Here is a 14,558-nt window from a genome sequence, read left to right as displayed (position 1 = left end):
GGCACCAGACGCGACAGGGCGCCGGGTGATGGTCACGGCCATCGGATCGACCTGCGGCTGTTGCGTCTGGAAGCTCAGTGCTGCACGCAGCGGTCGTTCTTGCGTGCCGGACACGCTCAGCACGCTCGGCAGCGGCGCCGCGCCCTGCCATGTCCAGTACATCTCGCCGCTGGCCCCGTAGTTTTTCTTCCAGCCTTCACCCGGCATCAGCGCGATGGTCGGCGAAGCCTGAGCGATGCTGCGTTGCAGCCAGGTCAGCGCCAGTGCACGTTCCAGTGTCGTTTGCTGCGGCAACAGACGTTGCAACAACGCCGTGGCGCGAGCCTGATCGAACGGTTGCAGCGACAGGTTCAGTGCTTCAACGAAAGGCTGCGAGCTGACGGACAGACGTTGTTGCGCTGCGCCCAGTTGCCGATTGAACGCCTCCGGCAAAGCAACTTTCGCCTGCGTCGCCAACGATGCGGTGAGTACCCGCGCCGCCGCCAGACCGAGCGCCGAATCCGGGTCGTTCATCACCAGACTGTCCTGGCCGTCGTCGAGCAAGGTTTCGGCAGCGCCTTCACCGGCCTTGGCCAGATCCTCAATCAAACCGCTGAGCAGCGTGTTCACTGGCAGCTGCATCTGTTTGGCGAACGACAGAATCAGCGCCCGTTGCAGCAATGGCGTATTCGGCGCTTGCTTGGCATAGACCTCCAGAACTCGCTGCCAGTGCTCGGGCGGCAAGGTCAGGTCGAGTACGCGGCTGGCGTTCCAGTCGGCGTAATAGGCATAGGCGGTGAGAAATGCATCCGGCTCGCCGTCGTATCCCCACCAGGTGAAGCTCGCCGACGGCCCGGCCATTTGCACCAGGCGCAGACGACTGTTCTGCATGATCAGGCGCAAGCGATCGCGAATCTGCGGGTTCGAAGCCAGCGATGGATAGGCGATGCTCAACGGCAGCAAGCGACTGGCGGTCTGCTCGACGCCGCCGTACGGGTAGCTCAGCAGATCATCGAGGGCGGAACGGAACAGCGCTTGCGGACTGTCATCCAGACGCAGGCGGATATCCGTGGCATCCGCCGGCAAACTCAATGGCGTATCGCCGCTGACCACGTCGAGGCTTTGGGTCTGGGTGACCTGCCAGCCTTCACCGGTGGCACTCAAGCGCACAGCCAGGGCATCGGCGACTTTGCCATCCTGCACCAGCTCCGCCGTCCACTCGCCAGAGGCCAAAGCGAACGCCGGCAGTGGCAGGTAATTGATGCCGCTGTTCAGAGTCACCGGCATACGTTGTTCGTTACCGGCATAGTGAGTCACCAGTTCAGCCTTGACCGGTTTCTCTGCCTGACTGAAAGCGAACACGCCCAGTTGCGGCTGATCGCCCTTGCGGAATTTGCTCGGCCCGCTCCACTTCAGGTACAGCGGTTTTTCCGAACGGACAAACTGCTTCTTCTGCCCGACCTGACCGTCATCGGCAATCGCCCGCGCGGTGATGCGCCAGCGGGTCAGCGAGTCCGGCATCTTGAAGGTGAAGCGGGTTTTGCCGTCGGCGCCGGTCAACAACTCCGGCTGCCACGCAGCGGTGTCGACGTCTTCACGGCGCGGACGCTCAAGCACTTTCACGCCGCGCTCGCTGCGATTGGCCTTGCCCGGTGCGCCGGGGCTGCCCGGCAATGCCACGTCGTAGCTGATGAATGACAGGCTGGCACTGGTGCGCACGTTGTTGCGCCGCGGGTGATAGAAGAACTGGTCGATGCTAGGCGCGACTTCCGGTTGCAGCGCGTAGACCATTTCGTCGACCACGCTGACCGTCAGATGCGCCGGAACCGCTTTGCCGGCGAACTGCGTGGTCAGGTCGACCGTGACCGTATCGCCCGGCAGGTACACCGCTTTGTCGGTGCTGATCGCCACGTCGATTTGCGGCGCGACCACTTTGATCCCGGCGTTCTGGAAACTGTACTGACCGCCCTTGGTATAGAGCACGGAGAAGGTCAGGTTCGGCGCGAAGTTGTCCTTCACCGCAATGCGCGCGCGGTATTGGGTGTCGCTGAGTTTTTCCAGCTTCAACCAGTCAGCGCCCTTGGCCAGCAGCGCAGTGGCCTCGACCTTGTCGCGCTCCAGCGACAGCAATGCATCGCTGACCGGCTCAGGGAAGGTGATCAGCGCCAGCGCTTCTTCGCCCGCCTTGTACTCGGGCTTGTCGAGGACGATTTCCACGGTACCCGGCACCGCTTTCACGCCGTCGCCGGTGACCGAATGGCCGGTGGCGCCGAGGACGCGACCGTGTTGATCCTTCAGCGTCAGGTTGTAGGTGCCCGGACGTTCGAAGGCGAGGCTGAAGCCTTTGTCCGTTGCGGCGAGTTTGCCTTCGCCGGTGCTCTGATCTTCCAGGCGCACCCAAGCGTAGCTGCTCGGCGTTACGGCTTTGCTTTGTTCGGTGCCACCCTCATTCGCGTAGCTGAAGGCAACCTTGTCAGCGACCGCGCTGAACCGCTGCGGCGCGCTCAAGCGGAAACTCGCCGCACCACGGTCGATGAGGATTTCCTTGGTGGTCTTGACCCGATAAGCCGCGCCGTCGCTGGCAAACACAGTGAGCATGTAGCGGCTGGGCTTGTCGGCGGCTGGCAGATCGAGGGTCGCGTTGCCCTTGCTGTCGGTGATCAGTTCGGTGCTGGTCAGCTCCACCGGGAATTGCCCGAGGTATTGCAGCTCGTTGTCGACCATGGACAGTTGCTGGGCGCGCAGGCTCAGGCTCAATTTGGCATTGGCCACCGGTTTGCCGTCGGGGTAGAGCAGCACCAGACTGCCTTTCACCGGCTCACCGGTGCGGTAATCCTGCTTGGCCAGATTCAGCGAGATCTCGAAGTGCGGCTTGATGTACTCAGCCACACGAAAGGCGCTGCTGTAGGCCTGCTCCTTGTAGTTGAAACGGATCTCGTAACCACCGGCCACGGCGTTATCCGGCAACTGGAAACGGCCCTGAGTACCGGCCTTGGAATCCAGTTTCAGATCGAGGGTCTGCAATTCGGTCCCCGTGGCATCAAGCACGCTTACACTGACATCCGCCGCGCCCGGCAGCACCGAATCCCGGGCATTCTTGAACTCGCGACCGACGATTTTCAGCGACACCCAATCGCCCGGACGATACAGCGGCCGGTCGGTGAAGGCGTAAAGTTTGGTGTCGTAGATTTCGCTGTCGTAGTAGAAGTTTTCCGAGACGAACACGCCGCCCTCTTCGTCCTCGCCGATGACGAACGAGCGCTCCGGGCTGACGTGTTTCAGGCGCAGCAGACCGTCGGCATCGGTAGCACCGCTGCTCATCACGCCGAGGCCATCGGTCCACAGCACGTTGACCTTCGGCACCGAACTGCCTTCGTGCTTGCGCGCGGCCCAGACCAGCAGTTCATCACCGGCAATCTTGCTCACTGCGACGGTGTTGGAGACGAAAACCATGGTGGTCGCGCGGTACTTGCCGATCAGCGCTTCAACCAGATACAGCCCCGGCTTCAGGTTACCCAACGGGATGTAAACGTTGCCCGGCGCGACGCTGACGAAGTCACTGGACGAGCCGGCCAGATTGACCCCGGCCGGCGGCTGGATAGGCTTGGCCTGCCACAGCGGATAACGGAACTGGCTGACCACCGGCAAACCCGGGATCAGCGCGAATTGCGGCTGCGCGTCGTATGGCGTCGGCGCGACCATGGCCTCGCCCATTTTCAACTCCGGCACTTCTTCGGTGACCTGCTTGCGCGACTCGTAGGAGAACGCACGCTGCATCACCCGCCGGGACTTGCGATACCAGTTGTCCCACAGATAGGCGAGAGTGTTGGACAGACCTTCGCCCTTGAACTGGCCGTCGCTGACGACGCGATGCAGGTTCTTCTGGCGCTTGAGGAAATCCAGCGGCTTGTCGATGCGGTATACGCGAATGTCGGCGCCGCCGTACGGTTCCATGCGAAAGCGCCGGTAGTCACGACCCGGGGCTTCGAGGCGGACCATCGCCGGCTCGTCGCTGGCAAAACTGCTGTCGGCGAGCAGGAAGAAACTCTCACCGGCCACCGGCGTGTAATTGCTCGGCTCCACCGAATCTTCGGCATTGACGCAGGAAAACGGCAACAACAACGCCAACAGCAAGGAAATTCGCGAACAGATACGCAACATGCGGGCACCGGTCATTGGGAGAGAAAGTTCAGTCGATAGACGCCGATGAAGTTGGGGTTGGCTGCGTCGGGTATCCATCGGGTGTCCTTCCATGTCATGAGTTGCTGCAGGCTTGCCGAACGCATGCCGTTGTCAGTGGGGGTGGTGGTGCCGGTGTGATAGGCGATGTAGCGGCCCATCCAGATCATCAGGTGCTGGTCGTCGCCCTGATCGAAAAACATCAGGTCACCGGGCCGCGCCTGCGACACATCGCGGCCGACCAGATGGCTGTTGAACTGAATCAGTTTGATCGCGTTGACGTACGGCCCGACCTTGCCGCCGCCCTGCTGCCACTGTTGCGCGAGCTTGCGTTGCTCGTCGCTCAGCGCCAGTTCCGGCGGCAGATAGCGATTGGACAGACCATTGCTGCGCAGCCATTTGTCGTCATGGACTTTCAGCGCTTCGTTGGCGGCAAAGCGCACCAGGCCGGCGCAGTCCTGCTGATACCAGCGCGGGCTCGGGCCTTGGCTCAATTGCTCTTGAGCAATACGCACAAACCAGGCGCGAAACACTTGGGATTGCGCCGGGTCGAGCGCTGGCGCTTCAACCGCACGGGCGCCTGCGCTCAGCAGCAACGCAAGCAAGCCGAGGCTGCGGATCAGTGCGCTCACAGCGCTTTCCATTCCAGCGGCAGCCATTGCCAGTGGCCGTCAGGCTCGCTGCCTTCGGGCAGGGTCAGGGCATATTTGCCGTAACCGCCAAGGGTGCGCAGTTTCGGCATCAGGTAGGTTTGCGCAGCGTTATAAAACACCGGCTCCATGTCCTGCGGCAGGCTGTCGAGGGTTTCGCGCTGCATCAGTTGCGCCATCGCGTCCGGGCCGAAGTAGATCGGCATCAGTACGTCTTTTGGCAAAACGTCGGCCATCGGCGGGAAGCGCTTGTCGAGGGTGCCGAGGGCTTTGTCGACGAGTTTGTCGTCGAGGGAGAACAGCAGCGTCGAGCCATGACGGGCGAGGCTGACTTTCATGAACGCCTTGCCGGAAATCGCCTCCGGGTTTTCAGCGGTCTTCGCCGCGTACGGACCGAAACTGGAACTGACCTGACGCTGCCAGACGTGGCTCTGGCCTTCCTGCTTGTCGATCACCGGGAATACGCTTTCGGCGACATTCGCTTCGAACGCGCCGACCATTGAGCCGAACAATTTGCCCAGATCACCGTCAAGCTTGCTGCTGTCCTCGTCTTTTAGGCTGGCGACCAGCAGCGGTGTGTACAACCGCGAATCGGCGTACCAACACAGGCCAGCCGCGCCAGCGACGTGTTCGGTGAGGGTCTGCGCCACCGCTTCTTCAGCGCCGAGTTTGATCAGGATCGGTTTCTGCGGCTCGGCCGCCACCGGCAGGGTCACGCAAGCGCTCGCCCCCAACGGCATCGCCTGCCAGACCGGTTTGAAATCGAAGTCCGGCTGGTTTTCCAGTTCATCCATGGCCAGATAGCTGTGCCAGCCCTTGTCGTCCATGTCGAAACGCAGCCCGGCGAAATTCGGGATGAAGCGCTGATAGCCCATGGCGAGCACGCTGGAATTGACCGACAGACGCTGCTTGGTTTCCGGACTTTTCGCTGGCAAGCCGAACGCTTCGGGGAAGAGTTTTTCACCGTTGAGCAACGCTGCCAGCGCTTGCGCGGAAACGCGGCCCGACTCTTCCGAGACGCCGCTCTCGGAGTCGTAGTACTTGGCTGGATTGGACAGCACCACCAGTTTGTCGCCGCGCGACGCGAACAGCAGTGATTTGCTGGCGTTATAGCTGAGTTGATACAGCGGCACGTCATCGCCGCCGACTTTGAGAGTGCCGAACACGCTGAGCTGGGTGTCATCCAGCGCCACTTTCGCCAACGGCTCGAGCAGCTTGGCCAACCCGCCGCGATCCATCACCAGCAGGAAATCCTTCAAGCGACCATCCGCACCGCGCCACAACGCCACATCGGCCGGTTGATCAAAAAGCTGCTCGATCAGGCTGTCCTGCAATTTGAGGTCATGCTCGTAGATGATCCGGCGCAGGCTGCCGATCAGGCCGAGGCGGTCGGCGTGGGTTTCGTAATAGAAGACGAAATCCTCGGTGAGCGTGGCCTTGAGAAACGGCACTGTCAGCAGGTCCTTGGGCAACTGGCTCAGTGAACGGGTTTCGAGCAAGGCATCCGGACGGCCGAGGCCGAGCCTGTCACTGGCAAGTGTCGCCGGCGGCGCTTTGGGCTTGAGCAGCAGCCAGCCGAAACCGCCCGCCACACCGGCCACCAGGCACAGGCCGAGCAATACCAGCGGCCAGCGCCGCGAAGGTTTGGCCGCCGGTGTCGCGGCAGCTGGAGTCACAGTGTTATCGCTCATGTTCACAACATCCGAGTTCATCCGTGGCGGGATGCTTAATAGTTGAAAGTCTTGACCAGCAGCAGATCACCGATCGCCCGCAGGGGCACGATGAAGGTTTCGCGTTTTTCGTCGACGGTGTTTTCGTTGAGCACCAGTGTGATCTGCGAGGTGATCACCTCGTTCTGGTTACTGGTTTCCTCGAAGTTATAGCCACCATCGCCGTAGTTGCCCCAATAGTTGACGTAGACCAGATACGTGCCGTGCAGCGGCGCGGTCATGGTGAACATTTCCGGGCCGGGGCCGTCGACACCATCCGGGTCGAGGCCGCCGCCATTGCTCAGCGCCGGCCGTGCCCAAAAGGCATGCTGACCGTCGGGGGTGACAATATGCAGATCCAGCTCGGCTTTCGGGTCGTCCCATCCCAAGACAAGACGAATCTTCGCCGGCGTGCGCAGATTATTTGCTTCATAAAATTGCACGCGCTTGAGCGACTGGCCTTCGGCGCTGATCACTTCGACGCTGTTGGAACCGGCGCCAAATGCGTAGGGCCGGGCAAAACGCCCCTGATCGTCGGTGTACAGATTCAATGGATTGCCGTTGACGGCGAGGCTGTGCGGCGGACGCATGTGCCCGAGGGCTTTGAGCTGGCCCTGGATCATCGTGCGATTGCGCTGGATGCCGCGATTGATCGGCGGCGTCGGGTAGGCGACCTGCGGATTTTCCGAGCGATCGAGCAGGCCGTGATAACGCCAGCCGCCGACCGGCTCGGACACCTGCGCAGTCGGCGCGGCCCACAGCGCAGGTGCGCAGGCGAGGCCGATCAGCAGCAAAAGAGATGAACGCATGTGACGCCTCCTGCCATGCCTTGAACGAAACCTTGCACCCGATCCTCGGTACTTCACAGCGGTGAACTGCGTTTCGTCTGAATACCCCGCGACTGTCGGGGCCGTAGAAGCCGCGAAGAGTAGCGATTCGGCAGTTTTTTAACAATCGGATACATGTGTGATTGCTGTAGGAATCTCGCTTTCGAGAGGGCGTGAGCCGAATAGCGAAGTTATTCGGCTCATAAATGAGCCGAATAAGCCTCAGCCCCGAAACTTCACATTAACTTTGTGACAAGGGGATTTATCCCAGCTCGGCTGCGCAGCAGTCGTAAAACCGGCGACTTCGATTTTCCTGAGAGTATCGGTTGTCTGGTTTTAGGGTTGCTACGCAACCCAGCGGGGATAAATCCCCTCGCCACGGGGTCATGTGCGCGGCTTTGGGTGGGGCTTCTCATTTGCCCATACCCCCCCTATCTGCTAGTGTCGCGCCGGTTTAACGTCTACCGGAATTTGCCGCCATGGCCCGCAAAAAAGCTGCACTGGATTTCGAACAATCCCTCGCCGACCTGCAAACACTGGTCGAGCGTCTGGAGAACGGTGAATTGTCGCTGGAAGACTCGCTGACCGCTTTCGAGCAGGGCATCGGCCTGACCCGTGACTGCCAGGCGGCGCTGGCCCAGGCCGAGCAGAAAGTGCAGGTGCTGCTGGAGCGCGATGGCGAGCTCGCCGAGGAACCCTTCGACGCGGATGAGCCAGAATGATCGCGGCGTATTCGGCGAGCAGTCAGGCCCGGGTCAACGCGGCGCTGGAGTCGCTGTTCAACGCGCCGCTGCCGGAACTGGCGCGGCTCTACGAAGCGATGCGCTACAGCGTGATGAACGGCGGCAAACGCGTGCGTCCGTTGCTGGCTTACGCGGCGTGCGAAGCCCTCGGTGGCCAGGCTGAACAGGCCAGCGGCGCGGCCTGTGCGGTCGAGTTGATCCACGCCTACTCGCTGGTGCACGACGATTTGCCGGCGATGGACGATGACGATCTGCGTCGCGGCCAGCCGACGACCCACAAGAAATTCGACGAAGCCTGCGCGATCCTCGCCGGTGACGGCTTGCAGAGCCTGGCCTTCAGCGCCCTGCTCGACCCGCGCCTGAGCGATTGCAGCAGCGAAATCCGTCTGCAGATGGTCACTGCGCTGGCCCATGCAGCCGGTCCGGCGGGCATGGTCGGCGGCCAAGCCATCGATCTCGGTTCGGTCGGTCTCAAGCTCGATCAAACAGCCCTCGAACAAATGCACCGGCACAAGACCGGCGCGCTGATTGAAGTCAGCGTCAGGCTCGGCGCCCTGGCCAGCGGCCGCGCCCAGCCTGATCAGCTTCAGGCGTTGCAGACTTATGCACAGGCCATCGGCCTGGCCTTTCAGGTGCAGGACGACATCCTCGACGTGGAAAGCGATACCGCGACCCTCGGCAAACGCCAGGGCGCCGATATCGCCCGCGACAAGCCGACCTACCCGGCGCTGCTCGGCCTCGACGCCGCCAAGGCCTACGCTCTGGAACTGCGCGATCAGGCTCTGCAGGCGCTGCGACCGTTTGACGCGGCCGCCGAGCCGTTGCGCGAGCTGGCCCGGTATATCGTCGAGCGGCGCAACTGACGGCGTATCGGCCAAAAAAGACCAACGCGTGGGCAGGGGGCGATGCATCAGGTAAACTGCCGCATCTTTTATACCTATAACGATTCGCCTGATGCCCACGACGTTTCATGAGATTCCCCGCAAGCGCCCGACCACGCCCCTGCTCGACCGCGCGAACACGCCGGACGGCCTGCGCCGGTTAGGCGAAGCCGAGCTGGAAACCCTGGCCGATGAGTTGCGCCTGGAATTGCTCTACACGGTCGGCCAGACCGGTGGGCATTTCGGTGCCGGCCTGGGCGTGATCGAGCTGACCATCGCGCTGCATTACGTCTTCGACACCCCGGACGACCGTCTGCTGTGGGACGTCGGGCATCAGGCGTATCCGCACAAGATCCTCACCGGTCGCCGCGAGCGCATGGCCAGCCTGCGTCAAAAGGACGGCATTGCCGCATTCCCGCGCCGCTCCGAGAGCGAGTACGACACCTTCGGCGTCGGCCACTCCAGCACCTCGATCAGCGCTGCGCTGGGCATGGCCATTGCCGCCCGTCTGCAGGACAGCGATCGCAAGGCCATCGCCGTGATCGGCGACGGCGCGCTGACCGCCGGCATGGCTTTCGAGGCGCTCAACCATGCGCCGGAAGTCAACGCCAACATGCTGGTGATCCTAAACGACAACGATATGTCGATCTCGCGCAACGTCGGCGGGTTGTCGAATTATCTGGCGAAGATCCTGTCCAGCCGCACCTACGCGAGCATGCGCGAGGGCAGCAAGAAAGTCCTTTCGCGCCTGCCCGGCGCCTGGGAAATCGCCCGTCGCACCGAAGAATATGCCAAGGGCATGCTGGTCCCTGGCACCCTGTTCGAAGAGCTGGGCTGGAATTACATCGGCCCGATCGACGGCCACGATCTGCCCACCTTGATCGCCACGCTGCGCAACATGCGCGATCTCAAAGGCCCGCAGTTCCTGCACATCGTCACCAAGAAAGGCAAAGGCTTCGCCCCGGCGGAAGTCGACCCGTATCGGTTACCACGCCATCACCAAACTCGAACCTTTGGACGCCCCCGCCGCTGCGCCGAAAGCCGTCAGCGGGCCGAAGTATTCGGCGGTGTTTGGCGAGTGGCTGTGTGACATGGCGGCGGCTGACGCTCGTCTGGTCGGAATTACCCCGGCGATGAAGGAAGGCTCGGATCTGGTGGCGTTCAGCGAGCGCTTCCCCGAGCGTTATTTCGACGTGGCGATTGCTGAGCAGCACGCGGTCACTTTCGCTGCTGGCATGGCCTGCGAAGGTGCGAAACCGGTGGTGGCGATCTATTCGACGTTCCTGCAACGCGGCTACGACCAACTGGTACACGACGTCGCCGTGCAGAACCTCGACGTGCTGTTCGCCATCGACCGTGCCGGCCTGGTCGGCGAAGACGGCCCGACCCACGCTGGCAGCTACGACCTGTCGTACCTGCGCTGCATCCCGGGCATGCTCATCATGACCCCGAGCGATGAAAACGAACTGCGCAAGATGCTCACCACCGGCCACCTCTACAATGGCCCGGCGGCAGTGCGTTACCCACGCGGCAGCGGCCCGAATGCAGTCATCGAAAAAGATCTCGAAGCGATCGAAATCGGCAAGGGCATCGTCCGTCGTCAGGGCAGCAAGGTCGCCATGCTGGTGTTCGGCGTGCAACTGAGCGAAGCCTTGAAAGTCGCCGAGAAGCTTGACGCCACCGTGGTCGACATGCGTTTCGTCAAACCGCTGGATGAAGCGCTGGTGCGCGAGATCGCCGGTGGCCACGAGTTGCTGGTGACCATCGAAGAGAACGCGATCATGGGCGGCGCCGGTGGCGCGGTCAGCGAATTCCTCGCCCGCGAGAACATCCTCAAGTCGATGCTGCATCTGGGCTTGCCGGACATTTACGTCGAGCATGCGAAACCGGCGCAGATGCTTGCCGAGTGCGGGCTGGATGAGGCCGGGATCGAAGCGTCGATTCGCCAGCGCCTGGCATTGCTCGCCCGCTAACTCGCTGAACACACAATACCTGTGGGAGCGGGCTTGCCCGCGAAGGCGTCGGCACAGTCAACCTCGATGTTGAATGTACCGGCCTCTTCGCGGGCAAGCCCGCTCCCACAGTGTTTTGTGGAAGCATAAATTTTGTGTACATCTGCAATTTCTCACGGACCACCGATGAACCTCCGCCTCGCCCTGCCCTTCCTCCTGCTGCCAACCGCCAGCGCCCTTGCCGATACATTCGAACGCGATCAGGCGCTGAAGCTGCCGGACACGCTGATCAGCGCCAATCGTCAGGTCGAGGCGCGCAACGACAGCAGTGCCGCCAACACCGTGTTCACCCGCGAAGACATCGATCGCCTGCAACCCAGCGACGTGCCCGATCTGCTGCGGCGCGTGCCTGGCGTCCAAGTGGCGCAGACCGGCGGGCGCGGCAGTCTGCCGGGGGTCTACATTCGCGGCACGCAATCGGCGCAGAGCCTGGTGCTGGTCGATGGCCAGCGCATCGGCAACTCGACTTCCGGCGACAGCAACCTGCAGCATCTGAACATCGAGCAGATCGAGCGCGTCGAAGTGCTGCGCGGTTCGCGCTCGGTGATTTACGGTAGCGACGCGATTGGCGGGGTGATCCAGATCTTCACCCGGCGCGGCACCGAGCAAGGCTTGCAGCCACGCCTGCATGTGGGCTTTGGCAGTCAGCAGACATGGGAACGCAGCCTCGGCTTGTCCGGCGGCGACGAGAAAACCCGCTTCAACCTCGGCGCCAGCCTCGACGAAACGGCCGGGATCGACCGTACCCACGAGTCGTATCCAAGCGACAGCGACCATGACGCCTACCGCAACAAATCCCTGAGCCTGAGCCTCAGCCACGCGCTGACCGATGACGTCGAAGTCGGCGCCAATCTGCTGGATAACCGTGGCAGGGGCGAATTCGACAATCCGTTCGGCCGCTTCGACATGGACACTTTCGAGTCGGTGCAACAGCAGCCCTACAGCGACTTCAATGTCAGCAGCATCAGCAGTTATGTCGATGCGCGGGTCAACGAAACCTGGAAAACCCGCATTGAATTCGGCCACAGCGAAAACCGCGAAAAGACCTTCGACAAGCTCAGCGACGAGCGCACGGTGTTCAACACCTATCGCGACTCGGTGAACTGGCAGAACGACCTGACGTTGGACGCGCGCAACAGCCTTATCCTCGGCGGCGACTGGTACGAAGACCGGGTCAACAGCAGCACTGCGTTTGACGAGGACAGCCGCTGGAATCGCGCAGCGTTCATCCAGCATCGCTATCAGGCCGACAGCTTCTCCACCGAGATCGGCCTGCGCCACGACGACAACCAGCAGTTCGGCAGCCAGAACACCTGGAGCGGCACTTTCACCCTGCCGCTGAACCCGGACAACGACGTGCTGCTGAGCTACAGCGAAGGGTTCCGTGCGCCGACCTTCAACGACCTGTACTACCCGGATTTCAGCAATCCCGACCTGAAACCGGAAACCTCGAAAAGCTACGAACTGCAATGGCGCAGCCAGTTGAGCGACAGCGCGCGGCTGGAAGCCTCGATTTACCGTACCGACCTGGAAGACGCGATCATCTTCGGCAGCAACTCCCGCCCGCAGAACGTTGCGTCAGCGCGCATCAACGGTTTTGAAGCAGCGTTGAAGCAGGAGCTGTTTGGCTGGCAGAGCAATCTCGGCGTGGCGATCATTGATCCGCGAGATCGCGATACCGGGCATACGCTGGCGCGACGGGCGCGGCGCACGGCCAGTTGGGATGTGGATCGGCAGTTTGATCGCTTGGGACTCGGCGCCAGTTGGCAATTGGTCAGCGGCAGTTACGACGACTTGAACAACACCCAGTCGCTGGGTGGCTACGGCACGCTCGGGCTGCGCAGCAGTTGGGCGCTGAACCGTGAGATCAAGCTGGATCTGAAGGTGGATAACTTGCTGGACAAGGGCTACAGCCGGGCGAATTACAGCTATGACGGCGCGCAGTATGGCTATCGCGAGGAAGGTCGGGCGTGGATGTTCGGGGTGACGTGGACCCCTGAACTCTGAGCTGAGATTTGTATTGGCTGGCTGACCTCTTCGCGAGCAGGCTCGCTCCCACAGTAGACTGAGTGCGGCCACACAGTTTGTTTTCAGCGAAAATCCAGTGTGGGAGCGAGCCTGCTCGCGAATACAGGCGATGCGGTCTACCGATCCGGCGCGATCAATTGGCATAGTTTGGCGGTGGCGCTGATCATCTGCCCGCTCGGTCGCTCAAGGCCTTTGTCAGTGACCAATATCAGTCTCCCCTGCCTGACCGCCGCCACCTGCGGCCAGGTCTTCCACGCCCCTAGCTGCGCCTGATCACCGGCGACAATCACTTCCGGATCACGCTGCAACACCGCCTCGATACTCACCTGCGGCGCCGGCAGATTCAGCTCGGCAAACACATTGCGCGCACCGCACACTTCAAGCGCATCGCTGATGATCTGCCCGCCACCGACGGTGTATAGCGGTTTGTCCCAGACTTGATAGAAAACCCGCAGCGGTTCGTCACGGCTATAACGCTGACGAAGGTCATCCAGTTGTTTGCGCAATTCGGCCGCCCGTTTCGCCCCGCGTTCAGGACGCCCGAGCTGTTTGGCAATGGCTTCGATCTGCGCCGCGAGTTGCGCCAACGTGTGCGGTTCGGCGACGAAGGTCGGAATGTTCAGGTGCTTGAGCTGATCACGCTGCCCCGCGCCAACACTGCCGGGCCAGAGCAGCAGCAAATCCGGTTTCAGGCTGAGCAAGCGCTCCATGTCGAGCTGGCCGTAGCGGCCCACTGATGGAACATCCGCTATCGCCGCCGGCCGCTCGCCCGCATCCAGTACGCCGACCAGCAGGTCAGCGGAATCCAGTTCAACGACGATTTCAGACAGCGAGGGGGCGAGGCTGACCACCCGCAATGCAGCCAACACCGGGCTGCTCAGAACGAGCAGCACAACCGCGAGCCACAGGCGAGGCATCAACCGAGTTGACGCGGAATATGATAGAGGTAGAACAGCACGGCGGTGGACAGCGCCAGCAACATCAACGGCACGGCTTCGAGGCCGACGAATACCGCCAGTGCGCCAATCCAGGCCGGCAAGGACGCTACCAGCAACGCCGTACGCCGACGCGCCGCAAGGGCAATCCAGGCGGCGGGTTCTTCGGCGGTATCGAGGGCTTTTTGCGTGGCGATCAGGGCGTGTTTGTAGCGGGCGAAATACTTCAGGCTGACAAACATCGAGGCGACGCCGGCGATGAACAAAGGCATTGCCAGCACTGGCAGCAGGCCCTGGCCTTCACCGAACAGCGCGTTGAGCACGAACAGCGGCAACAGCGCCAGCGCCAGGTATTGCCACCAGGCCACCGACAACCGCCGCCGCACCTGGCCACGGGTCACGCGCGGTCGACCTCGCCCTGATGCTCGTTGCCCATCATGTGGTCGAGCTTGCTGGCCTTGGTCGCCAGATAGAGTTTGTTGTGCGGATTGTGCCCGGTGTGCAGCGGCACGCGCTCGGCGACGACGATGCCCATGTCGGTCAGCGCTTTGACCTTGCGCGGGTTGTTGGTCATCAGGCGCAGGGATTTCACGCCCAGATGCTCAAGCATCGGCA

Annotated in this window: 9 protein-coding genes and 2 pseudogenes; 4 read left to right on the top strand and 7 right to left on the bottom strand. The window is 62.1% G+C overall.

What is annotated here, in order from left to right; all coding sequences use genetic code 11:
- The 4 genes from OQK_RS14340 to OQK_RS14325 all read right to left on the bottom strand — a co-directional run.
- On the bottom strand, positions 1-4,155 hold a 4,155-nt coding region (locus tag OQK_RS14340; RefSeq protein WP_202947692.1), incomplete at its 3' end, for an alpha-2-macroglobulin family protein.
- The gene (locus tag OQK_RS14335) at positions 4,152-4,802 is read right to left on the bottom strand and encodes a DUF1175 domain-containing protein (RefSeq protein ID WP_038860946.1); all 651 of its coding nucleotides are present in this window, start codon (positions 4,800-4,802) and stop codon (positions 4,152-4,154) included. The genes OQK_RS14340 and OQK_RS14335, both read right to left, overlap by 4 nt.
- Entirely contained in the window at positions 4,787-6,499 is a 1,713-nt protein-coding gene (locus OQK_RS14330) for a DUF2138 domain-containing protein (protein ID WP_016772993.1), read from the bottom strand. The genes OQK_RS14335 and OQK_RS14330 overlap by 16 nt, the downstream gene beginning before the upstream one ends.
- 35 nt (positions 6,500-6,534) lie before the next feature.
- A complete protein-coding gene (locus OQK_RS14325) occupies positions 6,535-7,326 on the bottom strand; it encodes a YfaP family protein (protein WP_016772992.1) in 792 nt (263 codons plus the stop codon).
- 497 nt (positions 7,327-7,823) lie between these two features.
- On the opposite strand from OQK_RS14325, the gene OQK_RS14320 reads away from it, so the two are divergent.
- From OQK_RS14320 to OQK_RS14305, 4 genes and pseudogenes are all read left to right on the top strand, one after another.
- Positions 7,824-8,066 carry an exodeoxyribonuclease VII small subunit gene (locus OQK_RS14320; RefSeq protein WP_016772991.1) on the top strand — a complete coding sequence of 81 codons (243 nt, stop codon included), beginning with the start codon at positions 7,824-7,826 and terminating at the stop codon, positions 8,064-8,066.
- Positions 8,063-8,950 carry a (2E,6E)-farnesyl diphosphate synthase gene (gene ispA / locus OQK_RS14315; RefSeq protein ID WP_016772990.1) on the top strand — a complete coding sequence of 296 codons (888 nt, stop codon included), beginning with the start codon at positions 8,063-8,065 and terminating at the stop codon, positions 8,948-8,950. The genes OQK_RS14320 and ispA overlap by 4 nt, the downstream gene beginning before the upstream one ends.
- A gap of 91 nt (positions 8,951-9,041) precedes the next feature.
- Positions 9,042-10,941: pseudogene (gene dxs / locus OQK_RS14310) on the top strand (1-deoxy-D-xylulose-5-phosphate synthase).
- Positions 10,942-11,106: 165 nt separating this feature from the next.
- Positions 11,107-12,987, top strand: a complete 1,881-nt coding sequence (locus OQK_RS14305; RefSeq protein WP_016772989.1) for a TonB-dependent receptor domain-containing protein — start codon at positions 11,107-11,109, stop codon at positions 12,985-12,987.
- 137 nt (positions 12,988-13,124) lie between these two features.
- Here the strand turns inward: OQK_RS14305 and OQK_RS14300 are convergent, their stop codons facing one another.
- From OQK_RS14300 to OQK_RS14290, 3 genes and pseudogenes are all read right to left on the bottom strand, one after another.
- Positions 13,125-13,925, bottom strand: a complete 801-nt coding sequence (locus OQK_RS14300; protein ID WP_016772988.1) for a cobalamin-binding protein — start codon at positions 13,923-13,925, stop codon at positions 13,125-13,127.
- Entirely contained in the window at positions 13,925-14,344 is a 420-nt protein-coding gene (locus OQK_RS14295) for a hypothetical protein (protein ID WP_016772987.1), read from the bottom strand. The genes OQK_RS14300 and OQK_RS14295 overlap by 1 nt, the downstream gene beginning before the upstream one ends.
- Positions 14,341-14,558, bottom strand: a pseudogene (locus tag OQK_RS14290) (GTP cyclohydrolase II); the annotation flags it as partial. The pseudogene OQK_RS14290 and the gene OQK_RS14295, both read right to left, overlap by 4 nt.

It is taken from the genome of Pseudomonas sp. R62 (assembly GCF_000257605.1).
GTDB lineage: Bacteria > Pseudomonadota > Gammaproteobacteria > Pseudomonadales > Pseudomonadaceae > Aquipseudomonas > Aquipseudomonas atacamensis.
This window is presented reverse-complemented; position numbering and strand designations above follow the sequence as displayed.

Excerpts from the sequence above, each read along its gene's own strand:
- OQK_RS14325 (WP_016772992.1), bottom strand. The coding sequence starts at position 7,326 with ATGCGTTCATCTCTTTTGCTGCTGATCGGCCTCGCCTGCGCACCTGCG.
- OQK_RS14330 (WP_016772993.1), bottom strand. The coding sequence starts at position 6,499 with ATGAGCGATAACACTGTGACTCCAGCTGCCGCGACACCGGCGGCCAAA.
- ispA (WP_016772990.1), top strand. The coding sequence starts at position 8,063 with ATGATCGCGGCGTATTCGGCGAGCAGTCAGGCCCGGGTCAACGCGGCG.
- OQK_RS14300 (WP_016772988.1), bottom strand. The coding sequence starts at position 13,925 with ATGCCTCGCCTGTGGCTCGCGGTTGTGCTGCTCGTTCTGAGCAGCCCG.
- OQK_RS14335 (WP_038860946.1), bottom strand. The coding sequence starts at position 4,802 with ATGGAAAGCGCTGTGAGCGCACTGATCCGCAGCCTCGGCTTGCTTGCG.
- OQK_RS14305 (WP_016772989.1), top strand. The coding sequence starts at position 11,107 with ATGAACCTCCGCCTCGCCCTGCCCTTCCTCCTGCTGCCAACCGCCAGC.
- OQK_RS14320 (WP_016772991.1), top strand. The coding sequence starts at position 7,824 with ATGGCCCGCAAAAAAGCTGCACTGGATTTCGAACAATCCCTCGCCGAC.